The sequence below is a fragment of the Tessaracoccus sp. SD287 genome, assembly GCF_017355265.1.
Taxonomy (GTDB): Bacteria; Actinomycetota; Actinomycetes; order Propionibacteriales; family Propionibacteriaceae; genus Aestuariimicrobium.
Map to the genome: position 1 here is coordinate 77981 of NZ_JADIJQ010000008.1, position 16058 is coordinate 94038.

General features: G+C 69.8%; 12 protein-coding genes. 7 read left to right on the plus strand and 5 right to left on the minus strand.

Annotated elements, in window-relative coordinates; genetic code table 11:
* The first annotated feature begins 76 nt into the window (after positions 1–76).
* The 7 genes from IPV09_RS05100 to IPV09_RS05130 all read left to right on the plus strand — a co-directional run bounded on the left by IPV09_RS05100 (position 77) and on the right by IPV09_RS05130 (position 11724).
* Positions 77–1585 (plus strand): S8/S53 family peptidase, encoded by a 1509-nt coding sequence (locus tag IPV09_RS05100; protein WP_207474130.1) that lies wholly within the window; start codon positions 77–79, stop codon positions 1583–1585.
* Positions 1582–2172 carry an RNA polymerase sigma factor gene (locus IPV09_RS05105; RefSeq protein ID WP_370590226.1) on the plus strand — a complete coding sequence of 197 codons (591 nt, stop codon included), beginning with the start codon at positions 1582–1584 and terminating at the stop codon, positions 2170–2172. The genes IPV09_RS05100 and IPV09_RS05105 overlap by 4 nt, the downstream gene beginning before the upstream one ends.
* Positions 2169–2639, plus strand: a complete 471-nt coding sequence (locus tag IPV09_RS05110) for a hypothetical protein (RefSeq protein ID WP_207474132.1) — start codon at positions 2169–2171, stop codon at positions 2637–2639. Before IPV09_RS05105 ends, IPV09_RS05110 begins: the two co-directional genes overlap by 4 nt.
* Positions 2639–5083, plus strand: a complete 2445-nt coding sequence (locus IPV09_RS14595) for a CHAT domain-containing protein (protein WP_207474133.1) — start codon at positions 2639–2641, stop codon at positions 5081–5083. Before IPV09_RS05110 ends, IPV09_RS14595 begins: the two co-directional genes overlap by 1 nt.
* A gap of 98 nt (positions 5084–5181) precedes the next feature.
* Positions 5182–7341, plus strand: coding sequence for a hypothetical protein (locus IPV09_RS05120; RefSeq protein WP_207474134.1), 2160 nt, complete (start codon positions 5182–5184; stop codon positions 7339–7341).
* A gap of 13 nt (positions 7342–7354) precedes the next feature.
* Complete coding sequence (locus IPV09_RS05125; RefSeq protein WP_207474135.1) at positions 7355–9973, plus strand: hypothetical protein; 2619 nt, start codon at positions 7355–7357, stop codon at positions 9971–9973.
* Positions 9974–9990: 17 nt separating this feature from the next.
* Positions 9991–11724, plus strand: a complete 1734-nt coding sequence (locus tag IPV09_RS05130) for a peptidoglycan-binding protein (protein ID WP_207474140.1) — start codon at positions 9991–9993, stop codon at positions 11722–11724.
* 173 nt (positions 11725–11897) lie between these two features.
* On the opposite strand, the gene fbaA is transcribed toward IPV09_RS05130, so the two are convergent.
* The 5 genes from fbaA to IPV09_RS05155 all read right to left on the minus strand — a co-directional run bounded on the left by fbaA (position 11898) and on the right by IPV09_RS05155 (position 15960).
* Positions 11898–12932, minus strand: a complete 1035-nt coding sequence (gene fbaA, locus IPV09_RS05135; RefSeq protein ID WP_207474141.1) for a class II fructose-bisphosphate aldolase — start codon at positions 12930–12932, stop codon at positions 11898–11900.
* 158 nt (positions 12933–13090) lie between these two features.
* Complete coding sequence (locus tag IPV09_RS05140; protein ID WP_207474142.1) at positions 13091–13663, minus strand: hypothetical protein; 573 nt, start codon at positions 13661–13663, stop codon at positions 13091–13093.
* A gap of 80 nt (positions 13664–13743) precedes the next feature.
* The gene (locus IPV09_RS05145; RefSeq protein WP_207474143.1) at positions 13744–14292 is read right to left on the minus strand and encodes a hypothetical protein; all 549 of its coding nucleotides are present in this window, start codon (positions 14290–14292) and stop codon (positions 13744–13746) included.
* Positions 14293–14302: 10 nt separating this feature from the next.
* Entirely contained in the window at positions 14303–14923 is a 621-nt protein-coding gene (locus IPV09_RS05150; RefSeq protein ID WP_370590227.1) for a TrmH family RNA methyltransferase, read from the minus strand.
* 65 nt (positions 14924–14988) lie between these two features.
* Entirely contained in the window at positions 14989–15960 is a 972-nt protein-coding gene (locus IPV09_RS05155) for a LemA family protein (RefSeq protein WP_207474144.1), read from the minus strand.
* Positions 15961–16058 lie beyond the last annotated feature (98 nt).

Consider the following 16058-nt stretch of genomic DNA (forward strand, 5'->3'; position numbering starts at 1 on the left):
GTGCAATGTGTATCAGGGACAGGCCACCGGAGTTCCTGTCAGGTGACGTCGTTCCTGTACCCCTGGAGGTTCCACCGTGCCAGCGTCCCAGCTCCGCATCCTCGATCCGCTCACTGCCGAGCCGCTCCCGCACGGCACCATGCCCCGCCCGGTGGCCTACCTCGGTGACCACGTGCTGGTGCGCGGCCTCACCGAGGCCACCCGGGCCGGCGCCCTCGACCTGCTCCGCAAGGCGGCCCAGTCCCTGGGGCTGGACATCGTCGAGCCCCGGGCGTCCAAGGTCGAGTCGATGCTGCGCGAGGACCCCGAACTGGCCCGGCGCCTGGACCTGATCTGGACCACCACCGTCACCGTGGTCCGCGCCGACGGGCCACCGGCCGACGCCTGGCCCGTGCTGCAGCGGGCCCGACGCCTGGACCCCGCCCTGGCCCGCCACCTGCAACTGGACCACCTGGTCCAGTTGGCCCCCGACTACCAGGGCATGCCCTACTACGTCTCGATGCCGTACTACGTCTCGATGCCCTACTACGTGTCGATGCCGACCGGTGGTCCCCCGGCGGCCGAGTACACCCGTGCCGGCAGCGGCGGACGAGCACCGGTCGCGGTGGTGCTGCCCGACCCTGCCCTGCGCGCGCGCCAGTTGCGGCGTCCGCCGCTGGTGGTGGTGCCGGACACGGGTCTGGGCAGCCATCCCTGGTTCACCGACCCGGCGCGGGCCACCGACGTGGTCCATGCCCGCGGCTTCCGGCTGGGCCTGGGCGGTGACGTACCCGCCATCAGCGGGCCGCCGTCGGCGCCGGACCCGTTGCAGGGACGGGTCGCGCCCTACGCCGGTCACGCCACCTTCATCGCGGGACTGGTCCGGCAGGTCTGCCCCGAGGCCCGGCTGCAGGTGATCAGCCTCTTCGACGACGCCGGCACCATGCCCGAGGGTGCCCTGCTCGAGGTGCTGGTCCTGCTGTTGGTGCGACAGTGGGACGTGCTGGATGGCCGGGGCGCCGTCGAGGACCTGATCGACGTCCTGTCGTTGTCGTTGGGCTACTACCACGAGGACCCCGACGACGCCCTGGAGGATGTCCCGCTGCGACTGGTGCTCGACGAGTTCGGACGCAGCGGGACGGCGGTGGTCGCCTCGGCCGGCAACCAGGCCACCACCGACAAGCTCTACCCGGCAGCCTTCGCCGGCCACACCGCCCCCTTCGACGCCTCCCGGGTACCACTGGTCAGCGTCGGAGCCCTGAACCCCGACCTGACGACCGTCGCCTATTTCTCCAATGCCGGCGACTGGGTGTCCTGCCAGCGCGCCGGGGCGGCGCTGGTCAGCACCCTGCCCTGCGACCTGGACGGTGAACTCCAGTCCGCCGCCGCACGGGTCGCCGTCGGCCAGCAGCGAGCCACCATCGACCCCGAGAACTTCCGCGGAGGTTTCGCCACCTGGTCGGGAACCTCGTTCGCCGGCCCGGTGCTGGCCGCCCAGGTGGCGGCCCGACTCGTCGACGACCCACGCCTGGACGACACGGATGCCTCCACCGGCGTCGGTCGCGGCTGGTCCGCGCTCACCGCCGAACTGGGGTGGACACCGTGACCACGACCACCGTCTTCGACCAGGCCGCCTCCGCCTTCAGCGACTACCGCGAGGGGCAGACCGGGCGCATGTACGACCTGGTCCGACTGGTCACCCCGGCCCTGTGGGCCATCGCCCGCTCCTGTCACCTCGACCCGGCCCAGGCCGAGGACGTCGTCCAGACGGTGTGGGTGCGGCTGGTGGCCAGGGCCGACAGCATCACCGACCCCCAGGGCGTGTTCGCCTGGCTGTTGACCACCACCCGACGCGAGGCGTGGCGGGTGAGTGGGACCAGCGTCCGGGAGGCCAACCCTGACCAGGACCTGGATCGACTCGTCTCCCCCGACCCCGGCCCGGAGTCGGTGGTCACCACCGACGACCAGAACAGCAGGTTGTGGCGCCACGTGGGTCTGCTGAGCCCCCGCTGCCAGGCCCTGCTGCGGGTGATCGCCTACGTCACCCCACCCGACTACGCCGCCATCTCGCAAGCGCTCGGCATGCCCGTCGGGTCGATCGGACCCACCCGCGGCCGCTGCCTGGCCGCCCTGCGCACCTCATTGACCGCCGACCCCTCCTGGACCCACCTCGAGAACGGACGCCCGGCATGAACGACGACGCACGCGCACCCCTGACCGACGATGACCTCGCACTGCTCGCCGACATCGGCCGCGCCCAGGACGAGCTGGACCCGCTGCCGCCGGGCCTCCTCGAGCGGATCGAGTTCGCGATCTCACTGGAACTGCTGAACGCCGAACTGGCGACGCTGACCGACGCCGAACTGCTCACCGTCCGCAGCGAGGAGGCAGTCGTTACCGACACCGTCACCTTCACAGCCTCCAGCACCAGCCTGATGATCGTGCTCAGTCCCGACCAGGATGCGGTGCGCATCGACGGGTGGGTCACCGGTGGCGGCATCACGGTCACCCTGCATGCCGGCGCCGACAGCCATCCGGCCGTCTCGGACGCGACCGGCCGCCTGGTCTGGTCGGGGGTGCCGCACGGGCCGGTTCGCTTCCTGGTCGCGCCCGCCCGTCCCGGCGGGCGGCCCGTGGTCACCCCGATGATCGAGGTGTAGTGCACCAGGCCGCCCAGTCGTTGTACGAGCAGGCCCGGTCGGCCCTCGCGGAGCAGCGGACCGAGGATGCCGACGCGCTGCTGCGCCGGGCGGCCGCCACCTGCCCTCCCGGCGACATCGCGCTGGGCCTGCGGATCAGGATCTCGGCCTCGTGGGTGGTTTTCGAGCGCGAGGGGTTGACCGCTGCCCTGGCCGCGGTGAGGTCCGTCCGATCCGCCGCGGCCGCGGCCGGGCTGACCGAGGTGGTCGCCAGCGCCTCGGTCCAGCAGGGAATCCTGCATGCCCGCTCGGGTGACCTGGCTCAGGCGTGGCGTTGCCTGGCGCGGGTCGATGCGACGGCCCTGGCCCTGCCCGACCGGATGCGGATGCTGATGAACCGGGGCACCATCGCCTCCGAACTGCACCATCTCGACGAGGCCGCCGACGACCTGCAGACGGCCGCCGACCTGGCTGACCAGGTGGGGGTGGCACCCCTGCAGTTCATGGCACGCCACAACCTGGGCTGGGTCCAGTTCCTGCGTGGCGACCTGCCCGCCGCCCTGCGTCAGATGCATGACGCCGACCGGTGGGGCGCCGAGCTTGACCGCTCGGTGGCCCGACTCGACCGGGCCCGGGTGCTTCTCGAGGCCGGGCTGGTCACCGAGGCCGAGGACCTGCTGGTGGCGGCGCGCGCCGGGACCCCGTCGACGCAGCAGGCCGCCGAGATCGACCTGGACCTGGCCCGGTGTGCCCTGCTGTTGGGCCACCGCGAGTTGGCACGGCAGCGGGCCGCGGCCGCCGGCAAGGTCTTCGCCCGGCGCCACGAACCGGCCTGGGCTCGTCGCGCGGCCCTGGTGGGCCTGTTGGCCCGACCCACGATGGCCGATGCCCGGCGGCTGTGGCGGCGCGCCACCGACGCCGACGACCGGACGGTGGCGGCCCAGGCCGCAGCGGCCGCGTTCAGCGTCATCGGTGATCGTGACTTCGTCGGGCTGGTGGAACTGGTGCCGGACGCGCGCCGGCTGGCCCGCTCCCCCACGGTGTCGCTGCGGCTGGCCGGGCTGGTCGCACTCGCCCACGCCGAGAACGCGCAGGCCCGCCCTGATCGTGCCCGGCGGCTGTTGCGTCGGGCCAGCAGCAGCCTGACCCGGGCACAGACAGGCCTGGCCAGTCTTGACCTGCGCTCGGCGGCAGCGCTGCACGCCGAGGCGGCGGCCGCCCTCGACCAGGACCTGGCAGCGGCCCGCGGTCCCGCCGCCCTGGTCGAGGCGATGGAGCGGTGGCGGGCCGCCGTCCGACCCATCCCACAGCTGCGCCCAGCCGCCGACCCCCGGGTGGCTGCCGCGGCCACCACGCTGCGGCGGCTGCGGGCCGACCACCCGGCGGGGGCGCCCCTGTCGTCGGCGGAGCGGAGGGAGATTACCGCCGCCGAACGCCACCTGCGGGCCATGACCTGGGGTGCGACGACGGCCCTGCCGCCTGCCACCGTCACCCTGTCTGCCCCGCAACTGCGTCGGGCCGCGGCCGAATCAGCCGTGTGCGTGGTGGTCGTGATCCGTCGCGGGGACGACCTGTCGGCGGTGCTGCTGGACGACCGACCGGCGCGTCTGGTCTCCCTCGGGTCGGCCCGCAAGGCCACCGACGCGGTCGCTGACGTCCATGCCGACCTCACCGCGTCGGCCCGGCTCGGCCCCGCCCACCCCCTGTCCGGGCCGGTCCGCGCCTCGTTGGCCCTGCGCCTGCAAATCCTCTCGCAGCAGCTGGTCAGCCCCCTCGGTGAGCTCACCGGCGGACTGGTCATCGTCCCGACGCGCGCCCTGTCCGGCGTCCCGTGGCCGGCGCTGCCCGGACTGGTCGGGGTGCCGGTCACGGTCGCGCCCACCGCCTCGAGCTGGGCAAGCGCCGGGCGCGAACTGCCCCATCCCCGCGTGGCCGTCCTCACCGGCCCCGAACTGCCCTGCGCCGCCCTGGAGGCCAGGGCTGTGCGTCGGGTCTGGGCCCAGACGTCCACCGCCGCTCCGGCCTCGCTGGTCGACGCCTTCGGCCACCATGACGTGCTGCATGTCATCGCCCACGGTCAGCATCGCGGCGACAACCCGCTGTTCTCCAGCCTGCACCTGGACGAGGGTGTGGTGGTGGCCCATGAACTCGAGGGGGTCGACCTGCGGGCGAGCCACGTGGTGTTGTCGGCCTGCGAGGTGGGGCTCACCACTCATCGTCCCGGCGACCAGCCGCTGGGGCTGACCTCGATGCTGTTGTCCTCGGGGGTGGCCAGCGTCATTGCACCGGTCGCCCCCGTCAATGACGAACTGGCGGTCCGGGTGATGTCCGACTACCACCAGGGCCTCAGCGCGGGTGTCCCGTCCGCCGACGCCCTGGCCGCCGCCGTCGGTGACGATCCGCGGGCCGGCGCCTTCGTTTGCTTCGGGGCTCCCTGGCGGGTCGGCCTCGGCAGCCAGGGCTGAGGCACCCGAACCGAGGACGTATCACCAGCGGCGCTCATCACTCCTGTGGAAATGACGGTGCATCCCCGCACCGGCCCACGATTCCAGGAGGCGCCATCATGGCCCAGGCAATGGGACCGACCTACGCCGGCGGTTCTCAACCCATCACCAAGGACGGGTACGACGTGCTGTACCTGCCTGACGTCAACAATCGCGAGTTGATCGAGGCTGGCGAGGCCCCTGTCTTCTACTACATTCCCAACCAGGTGCGGATGGCCCGCAAGGAGGGCCCTGACAAGGGCGACTACCTGTTCAACCTGCTCCGCTTCGCCGGCACGGGCGGCGAGGGCGTCATTGGTGGCGGCGGGGACGTCGCCGGCGGCATGCTCACCTTCTCGGTGACCGGCGCCCTGCCCGAGAAGACCCGCACCCAGGCCGAGGCCCAGATCACGTCACAGTTCGGGAACTCCGAGGACGTCTTCTTCGGGTTGAAGAACGCCCGCAAGGCACCGATGTTCCGTCCGGCGATCATCACCGCGAGCACCACCAGCGTCTCGAACCTGGCCCCCACCCCCACCGGGTTCCCCACCGTCGACCCCGCGGGCAATCGCGGCGCCGGGGGCGGGTTCCGCACCATCGGCATCCCCAGCAGCCAGGTGCGCAACCGCGACGCGGAAACCGGCCAGACGCCGGTCGACAGCAACCTCGACCCCTGGTATTGCGTGATGCAGGGACAGGGTTCAGGCTCGATCGACCCGTCCGGCACCCACGCCTTCTCGGGGCTGCTCGGCAAGTACCCCACCTCGATCGCGTGGGCATCCTTCCACGGCGGGGGCAGCCCCATGATCGTCATCCAGAACTACAAGCTCAAGGTCTGGTCCCCGGTCTGCACCATCAAGATCGACGGCAACTGGAAGGCCGTCTTCGACCACCTGTCGGTCGCCGGTTCCGGACGGTACCTGTGGGCCAAGGTGGACGTGGCCGCAGAGTTCAACAGGATGAAGAAGTCCGGCACCATCAAGGTCGACGTCAAGGTCGACACCACCCTGCCCGGCGCCGAGGAGATCGCCCGCCGGATGGAGGAACGCTCCGACCTGGTCTTCAACAAGTTCATGGAGATGGCCCAGCGCACCATCTTCGACCAGCCTGCCCCCCAGGTGGAGGCCGCCAAGGCTGATTCGGGCAGCTGGTCACCGTGGGGCGTCGGACTCTCGCTGAAGGCCCGCCACGACGAGACCAGCCTGGAACTGCACTACGAGGAGACCAAGCAGTTCGCCTACCTGCAGGACCACACCATCTCGAGTTCGTTGGCGGGCATGGCGGACGACATCAAGGCCGATCCCGATGCCGAGCGCAAGTACTTCCAGACCGTCTACCTGGACGACTGGCCGCGTCGGCTCACCCGGGTGGTGCGTCCGGTGGCCAGTTGGACCGACAAGACCGTCCAGTTCATGTCGGTGCAGGTCGGTTACCCGAACACCAGCGGAGCCCTCAACTGGGAGGGTCACAGCTTCTCCTCCAGCGACGGCAACGACCCCACCTGGAAGTTCCAGACCGCCCAGAAGGAGGCCGCCGACGTCAGCAACGCCCCCGGTGGGTGGACGCCGGACAAGACGTTCGTGAAGCGCAAGGTGCACCTGGCCGAGCCGCCCAGCGAGACCCTCGACCCGTACCACCGTGTCCAGATCGAGCGCAATGTGATCGACCTCGACCCCGAACCCAACGGCACCCTGCTGAACGACACCACCCTGGAGGTGCGTGCCGACACCGCCGGACGCATTGCCGTGGGGCCGATCGGCCTGGGCATCATGCTCGAGGACAACTCGCAGACGGTCGAGGTGGTCATGGAGCCCACCGACCGCGACTACAAGCCGCTGGGGATGCCTCCGGTGCGGTTCCGGTGGAGCTTCAACGACATCGACACCGACCGCAGCTGGACCGTCTTCAGTGGTGACCCCGAACTGCTGCCCTACTACCGCTACCAGGTGACTGCCACGGTGAAGGGCACCCTGTTCCGCAAGGGACAGAGCTGGACGGGTCCGTGGACGTCCGCCAATGGCAACGGTCCGATCATCGTCGACGTGCCCCCGCCCGACGGCGCCGGCGTCACCACCCGTGCGCTGACCGAGGACCGCGTCCGTCGCCTGCGGGAGATTGCCTCAGCGCCGAGCGACCGAGAGGTCGGGTCATCCGAACAGCCCGCCGCTGAACCGGAGACGGCGCCCCACAAGCGTGGCGAGGACACCCAGCCGCTCACCTTCCTGTCCTACCAGCTGTGAGCGGAGCACTGCCATGACCGGCCCCGACCCGGGCACCGAGATCGACCCGGGAATCCTCGAGGTACAACGCGACGACTCGGGTCGTCCCCGCCTGTCGGTGACCTTCCTGCTGGGTCGGACCCCGGCTCCCCATGAACCGATCGGTGCCCTCGTCCTGAGTGCCACCATCTCGGTAGGCCTGGTGAGTCGGCTGGACGACCTGGTCTGGACGGGCTTCAGCCTGGAGGTGGCCGACCCGGTCCGCGCGGAGTCCCACGGCCCGTTCGGGTCGGCGGCCCTGGCCACCACGCTGGCCGGTGAGGAGGCCCAACGCCTCCTCACCGCGCTGGCGGCGGGACGCGGCGGGCCCACCCTGGAGTTCCGGGCGCGGCGCTCCGACCAGACCACCGCCTACTGGCTGTTCGACCTGGCCGAGGTACTGGCACCAGTGCTGGCAGGCGACCCATCCGCCCTCGTGCACCTGGTCACCGTCGAGGGGGGCACGGTGCGTGAGGTTTTTCGGCCGCGGGCGGCGACCCGCACCAGGGGACCCGGTGACCCCGGCCCGATGGTGCTGCGCCAACAGGTGATCATGCCGATCGCCCAGGTCGTCCGCCCCGACCTGTCGGCCCGACTGGAACTGCACACGATCGGCCACATCGGCCTCAAGGAGCAACTGCTCGGCATCCACGTCGACCCGCAGGAGGTCGGCCCCGTCCTCGGGGCGGGGCCCCTGCTCGACGACCGAGGCGGCGCCACCCACTGGTACCTGCCCGAGGTCACCCTGCTGCGGCCGACGGCTGGTGCGGATGCCGAGACCTCACCGTTCCGCTTCGACCTGGCCACCTCCGGCCACCAGCCAGACGGCACACCGGGGTTGGAGGCCACCGTCCTGGTCACCCTGGCGGCGGGGCCGTCAGCAGCCACCCTCCAGGCATGGGAGCAGGCCGGCAAACCCGCCATGGCACCGCTGCCCTGCAGTGTCCAGGTTGGCCTGCGCATCCCGTTCCGCGACGCCCAGGGTCGGGCGCAGGTCGAGACGGTGATGGCCACCTCGGTGCTTCAGGCGGGGACATTCGGTGACCGGGGATCCACCCTGCAGGCGTCATTCAGCCTGGCCAACAACTGGGCACGGATGGCCTACGGCGCCCTGTCGACGCCGAACTTCCAGACGACGCCACCGACCCTGCAGGTCATCCTCGACCACGCCGGGTGGCAGTCCCAGGGCACGGTCCTTCCCGACAAGTTCTTTGACCAGGTCGCCACCAACAAGCTGATCGCGCTGCGACAACGCGGTGACCTGTCCCGTCCGCTGGCCAAGACGCAGATCGCCAGCCTGGCCAAGGCGGGCGTGCACCTGAACCCGACGCTGGCCAAGGTGAACCTGCCCGAACGGCTCCGTCCGGGCGTGCTGGCCTGGTCCTGGATCAGCAGGTCGACGGCCGTCGAGATCGACGTCGTGATGCCCTGCGCCGAGCACGGCCAGCTCTACCGACAGGCCGGCGACCAGGGCTGGGTGGCCATCGGTTGCCAGCCCGCGCTGAACCTGGGCCAGTCCGAGTACCGCACCTGGCAGGCCGAGACCATCACCTCGGTGACCGGCCTGCGGGTGTTCCGATCGTTGACCCAGCCGGGCCGCTTCCTGGTCGTCCCCGAGCGTTATGGCGTGGGACGCCACCCCGCCAGCGATTCCGTCCGGTCGCTGCGGCCGACGTTGCTGCTCACCTCGACCATTGACGTCGACGACCCCGCCAACATCCTGTGCGTGCTGGCCGCCGCCCTGGAACCGGTGACCAACCGGGCCGAGTTCGACCTGGTTGCCGCCGAACTGGAGCAACGGACCGGCCGGGAGGTGACCCTGCTGTCGCCCGGCCAGGCCGGACTGGTGCCTGACGTGGTCTGGGCCATCCCGGGGGTCCGCAGCCTCGACAGCGTGCCCGTCGACACCGGTTTCACCGTCGTGATCACCACCGGGGTGCCGGGGTTCCTGGCCCTGAAGACCTTGTTGACAACCGGTTCGGTGGTGGGCTCAGCCCGCTACCGGTTGCCGGGCGGCATTGAGTTCGCCAGCACCCTGCGGCTCGACCTCAGCAATGTGGTGGGGCCGGCCGAGGGGCCGGTGGCGGTGGTCCGCACCGGCGACGAGATCACCGTGACCAACCCTTTGGGACGCCGGGTGGCGGTGCACCGCATCGTCGCCGCAGGAACCGTCGCGGCCAGCCCCGAGGTGGTGCTGGCGCCCGCCACCAGCGCGACGGTGGCACTGCCAGCGGGTTCAGCCGAGCCGATCACGGTGGACTTCAGCGTCGAACCCGGTGCCGAGAGCCTGGACGAGACCCGCAGCTACATCGAGGACCTGCAGTTGGGCATCACCTTCATTGCGACCGGTGACCTCACCAGCATCGCCGGGCTCGAGATCGCCTGCGTCTTCCTCGGACATGCCGACGAGGTGTTCACGCTGACGGCTGCCCAGCGCAGCCGGGAGCGCGACTTCGTGCTTCCCCTGACCGCCTACGCCACCGACCCGGCGCTCACCTTCACCGTGACCGCCGTCGGCACCGACGGCACCCGCACCAGCGCCCCCGCCGTCACCTGGCCGGTGCGCAGCCGCGGCGTCCTCATTCCCATCGATACCCCCACGCAAGCATCCTGACGAAAGGAACCACTCCCATGACCGGTTACTCGCTCCACATCGGGGTCAACGTGGTCGACCCCAACTCCTACATCCCGGCACCGCAGGTGCTCGGCGGCTGCGTCCACGACGCCAATTCCATGCAGACCATCGCCGCGAGCCAGGGCTTCCAGACCCGGACGATGCTCGACCACCAGGCCACCTCGGGGGCGGTGCTGACGGCCCTGTCGCAGATGGCCTCGATGTCGGCCGCCGGTGACATCGCCCTGATCACCTACGCCGGTCACGGCGGCCAGGTTCCGGACTCCAACAGCGACGAGGAGGACGGCTACGACGAGACCTGGTGCCTGTACGACCGGCAGGTGCTGGACGACGAACTGCACCAGATGTACTCGCAGTTCCCGGCCGGGTCGCGCATCGTGGTGGTCTCAGATTCCTGCCATTCGGGAACGGTGGCCAGAATGGTGCTGGCCCTGGCCACCCGCGAGGCGCTGGTGCGCAACCCGCTCGGCCGCGAGTTCTGGGGCGAACAGGTCAATGTGCCGAAGCTTCGTCCCCGCAGCATGCCGTTGAGCACCTGCCTGGCCGACAGCGAACGTCGACGTGACTTGTATGCCTCGGTGCAGGCGCTGTCGGCTGGTGCCAGCAGGGCTGCGAACCTGTCGGCCGAACTCATCCTGATCTCGGGCTGCCAGGACAACCAGTTGTCCAGTGACGGGGACTTCAACGGGCTGTTCACCGAGCAGTTGCTGAACGTGTGGCAGAACGGATCGTTCACGGGTGACTACCAGACCTTCCACGGCGCGATTGCCCGGCGGATGCCACCCGACCAGACCCCGAACTACTACACCCTGGGGCCGATCTCCCAAGGCTTCCAGGCCCAGCCCCCGTTCACCCTGGCCGCTCCCGCCCCCAGCGGCGGATCCGGCGGCGGATCCAGTGGTGGGTGGGGCGGAGCGACCCCGACACCCACCCAACCGAGCACGACCCGGCCGACCCTGCGTCGGGGGTCGTCCGGTGAGGACGTCCGGTACCTGCAGCAGAAGCTGGTCGACCGCGGAGCCTGGCTCTCGGTCGATGGACAGTTCGGTGCCGCCACCGAGGGAGCCGTGATCAGCTTCCAGCGCAGCCTGGGGTTGGATGCCGATGGCGTGGTGGGCCCGGCCACCTGGACGGCCTTGGAGGGCGGCTCGCCCGGCGGGGGTTCGACGGGTGGTTCGACGGGTGGGTCGACTGGCGGCGGTTCCACGGGCGGCTGGGGCGGTTCATCCGGCGGTTCGTCCGGCGGCGGTTCATCCGGTGGTTCATCCGGCGGTTGGGGTGGCTCCACTGGTGGCGGCTCCACTGGCGGCGGGTCCACTGGCGGCGGGTCCACTGGCGGCGGGTCCACTGGCGGCGGGTCCACTGGCGGTTCATCCGGTGGTTGGGGCGGTTCCACGGGTGGTGGCTCCACTGGCGGCGGGTCCACTGGCGGATCCACCGGCGGCGGCTCGACAGGCGGCTGGGGTGGTTCCACGGGCGGGTCCACTGGCGGAAGCTCCACCGGTGGCGGTTCGACGGGCGGTGGCACGACGCGTCCCACGCTTCGGCGCGGTGCCACCGGCGAGGACGTCCGCTACCTGCAGCAACGCCTGTCGTACTGGGGCTACTCGCTGAACGCTGACGGCCAGTTCGGGCCGGCCACCGAGTCCATGGTGCGCAGCTTCCAGCGCAGCCGAGGGCTCTCCTCCGATGGTGTGGTCGGTCCACAGACCTGGACCGCCCTGGGCTGACAGCGCCCGAGATGGGGAGAACCTGAACCTCTCGCACAGAACAAGGAGTTCATGCCAGTCCCACCCGACCGGCATGAACTTCTTGCCTGTGGGCACCGAATTCACGGGCATGCAGAACGGGGCGACCCCGAAGGATCGCCCCGTTCGTGCGGCTCAGGTGAGAACTACCGAGCTCACTCAGCCTTGGCGTTGGCCGAGGTACCGGCCGACCGCAGGTTCTGGCAGGCCTCGACGATGCGCTGGGCCATGCCGCCCTCGGCGAGCTTGCCCCAGGCGCGGGGGTCGTAGGCCTTCTTGTTGCCGACCTCACCGTCGATCTTGAGCACGCCGTCGTAGTTCTTGAACATGTGCTCGACGACCGGGCGGGTGAAGGCGTACTGCGTGTCGGTGTCAATGTTCATCTTGATGACGCCGTAGTCCACGGCAGCGGCGATCTCTTCGGCAGTCGAGCCCGAACCGCCGTGGAAGACCAGGTCGAACGGCGACTCCTTGCCGTACTTGGCGCCGACGGCTTCCTGGATCTCCTTGAGGACCTCGGGACGCAGCTTGACCGCGCCCGGCTTGTAGACGCCGTGCACGTTGCCAAAGGTCAGGGCGGTGATGTAGCGGCCCTTCTCGCCCAGGCCGAGCACCTCGATGGTGCGCATGCCGTCCTCGACGGTGGTGTAGAGCTTGTCGTTGATCTCGTTGGACACACCGTCCTCCTCGCCACCGACGACGCCGACCTCGATCTCGAGGATCATGCCGAGCTTGCTGGTGCGTTCCAGCAGTTCGGCGGCAATCTGCAGGTTCTCCTCGACCGGCACGGCCGAACCGTCCCACATGTGCGAGTTGAACAGGGGTGCCTCGCCGTTCTTGACGCGCTGCTCGGAAAGGTCAAGCAGCGGACGCACGTAGCCGTCCAGCTTGTCCTTGGGGCAGTGGTCGGTGTGCAGGGCGATGTTGACGTTGTAGTTCTTGGCGACCTCACGGGCGTAGGCGGCCAGCGCGGTGGCGCCGGTGACCATGTTCTTGATGGTCGCGCCCGAAGCGTACTCGGCGCCGCCGGTCGAGACCTGCAGGATGCCGTCGGAGCCAGCTTCGGCGAAGCCACGGATGGCACCGGTGACAGTCTGCGACGACGTGATGTTGATGGCCGGGTAGGCGAACTTGCCTGCCTTGGCCCGGTCGATCATCTCGGCGTAGACCTCAGGAGTTGCGATGGGCATGGATGCCCCTTTCTGGCTCGATGGCCACTGTCGGTGGCCTGACAAGAAATCTTCGGGTCCAGTCTCTCAAAGTCCCGTCCTCACTGCGAGGCCGGGGTCGGACGTTGGACGCGCAGGGCGCGCCCGTCGCCGTGTGCGGTGCGTCGGGCCGAAGAGGCTCAGCGCAACGTGGCCAGCACCACGTCGCGCGCATTCTCGGCCTCGCCGAGGGTCGCGATCAGGTGGCCGGCGGCGTCGGCGTACTGCTCGTCGGTGATCAGGCTGACCACCTCGAGTTCGCCCTCGACGGTCGCCGTGGACGAGACCCCGGTGCCCCGCACGTTGACGGTGGGCGGACGAACGGTGCCATCGGGTTTGGCCACCGAGGCGGCGGTGTCGGCCTCACGGATGGTGCGTTCGAGTTCGGCCAGGTAGACCGGGTCGAACATGGCGTCATAGACGTAGCGGGTGCCCAGCACCGTGTGCTCGGTGGTGCCGATGAAGCCCTCCTCGGCGTCCTCCAGGGGGGAGCCGCGGAAGGTCACCGGCAACTGGTAGATGTCGTCGCCGACCTGCAACAGGAAGGTCTCGACGCCCACCTCGCCGTCCGGGTCGACGAAGCGGAACCGGTCCAGCATCTCGACCTGTTCGGGGTCTCCGCTGAACCAGACCTGCTTGGGCAGCCAGGTGCGGGCCAGCTCGACCTTGGTCGGGCTGATGCTTGCGTCATGGACATGCGCGATGCCGGCCATGGGTGTGCCTCCTTTTGCCGTGGGAACGATGACCAGTCAACCAGATGGGCCTGATCCGCACCCGCAGTTGCAGGCTGCGGTCATTCACCCCAGATGGAGTCCATGCCGGACAGGTCGAGGCTGCGACGCCCACCCGAGTAGGCGCGGATGGCCGAGTCGATCGTCCCCGGCAAGGTGTCCAGGAACGACACGGGCACCTTCCACGTCTGCTGGGCACCGGTCAGGCTCAGGTCGGGGCCGGCGCCCAGGCGTCGTCCGCCCACGCTGATCTCGTGGAGCTGTGCCCAGTCGAACTGCTGGGCGGCGCCGGCGGCGTCCACATGGATGCCGCGGTGGTCGATCCTGAGCGCCTCCCCCGCCGGGACGCTTCCCAGTGACCGACGAGCCGCCCGCAGCTCGAGGAACCGCCAGACCAGGAAGCCGAGGACGATGGCTGCGGTGGGGATGAAACCGACCAGGATCTGCCAGGTGCTCAGCTGGTCGCGCAGCCAGAACCACAGTGCCACCGAGATCGCCACGTACAGCGCCACGCTCAGCCAGGCTCGCTTGCGCAGGGACTGCGCCTTGGCGACGCGGCCAGCCGCTCGGACGGGGCTGTAGCCAACGACGAAGGCCTCGGGTGTCTGCATGGCTCCTAGGCTAGTGCGCCCGGGTGGCCGCGTGCCCCGGATGACCGGCGGCAGCATGCTGCAGCGCCCAGTGGTACAGCGTGACCGCCGCAGCGGCGCCGGCATTCAAGGATCGGGTCGAGCCGTACTGGGTGATGGCGACCAGGCTGGCGCAGGCGGACACCATCTCGTCGGTCAGTCCCGGCCCCTCCGAACCGAAGACCAGGCACACCGACTCGGGCAACACGGCGGTCTCCAACGGCACCGAACCGGGCAGGTTGTCGACCCCCACCAGCGGGATGCCCCGCTCTGCCATCCACGACGCCAGGGACGCCTCGTCGGGGTGGTGGTGCACGTGCAGGTAACGGTCGGTGACCATGGCCCCGCGACGGTTCCAGCGGCGGCGTCCGACGATGTGCACCCCGGCGGCATTGAACGCGTTGGCCGTGCGCACGATGGATCCAATGTTGAAGTCATGCTCCCAGTTCTGGATGGCGACGTGCACACCGTGGCGGGTCTTGTCCAGGTCGGCGACGATCGCGTCCATGGTCCAGTAGCGGTAGCGGTCGATGACGTTGCGCCGGTCGCCGTCGGCGAGCAGTTCGGGGTCCAGGCGCGGGTCCTCGGGCCAGGGCAGCGGGTGCGGACCCACACCCACCTCCTCACCCGGGAATGACGGCGGGGCCCCGCTCTCGCGAGGCCCCGAGATGTCGTCTGTCACTGCTGCGGCGGCTGCTGCTGGTTCTGGAACGGGGCCTGGTATCCGCCCTGCTGCTGATTCGGCTGCTGCTGGTTCGGCTGCTGCTGGCCGTAGCCAGGCTGCTGGCCGTAGCTGGCCTGCTGGCCGTAGTTGGCCTGCTGGCCGTAGTCAGCCGAGGGCTGGCCCTGCGGAGCCTGGTACTGCTGCTGGGGCGCCTGCCCCTGCGGGGCCTGGTACTGCTGCTGCGGCTGGTACTGCTGCTGCGGCTGGTACTGGGGCTGCTGCTGGTCCTGGGGTGCCTGGTACTGCTGCTGGGGCACGGTGTGCTGCTGGTTGAACTGCTGGGTCGAGCCGAGCGCCGGGGTGCTCTGCTGGGCGTCGTTGCCGGGCCGGTAGCTGATCTCACCGAAGTTGACGTCGGGCGCCTGGCGCACGGCGACGTCGTTGACCTCGAAGTAGGTCGCCTTCTCGAACTTGAACATGTTGGCCACCAGGTTCGAGGGCACCTGCTCGACCTTGGTGTTGTAGTTGCGCACGTTCGCGTTGTAGAAGCGGCGGCCGGCGGCGATGCGGTCCTCGGTGTCGGTCAGTTCACGCTGCAGTTCCAGGAAGTTCTGGTTCGACTTCAGGTCGGGGTAGGCCTCGACGGAGACCAGCAGGTTGCGCACGGCCCCCGAGAGCTGGGCCTCGACGTCGGAGCGGGCATCGCTGGGGCTCGAACCGCCCTGCTGGCTCATGGCGGCGGCCTGGTTGCGCAGCCGGGTGACCTCTTCCAGGGTGTTGCGCTCGTGGGCGGCGTAGGCCCGCACGGTCTCGATCAGGTTCGGGATCAGCTCGTAGCGACGATTCAGTTCCACGTCGATCTGGCGCCAGGACTCCTGGATGACGTTGCGCATCTTGACGAAGTTGTTGTACGGGGCGACAAAAAGAAGTCCGCCCAGCAATAGCACTGCCGCGATGATGATGATCGCAACGATGACGCCGCTCATGTTCACTCCTGCTTGTCGTGTGCTGCCGTGTCGACCACGACAGGTGCCCTGACCACGGGACACAGCCAATCTAGCGGGGGCTGGGCGCAATCGGGAGT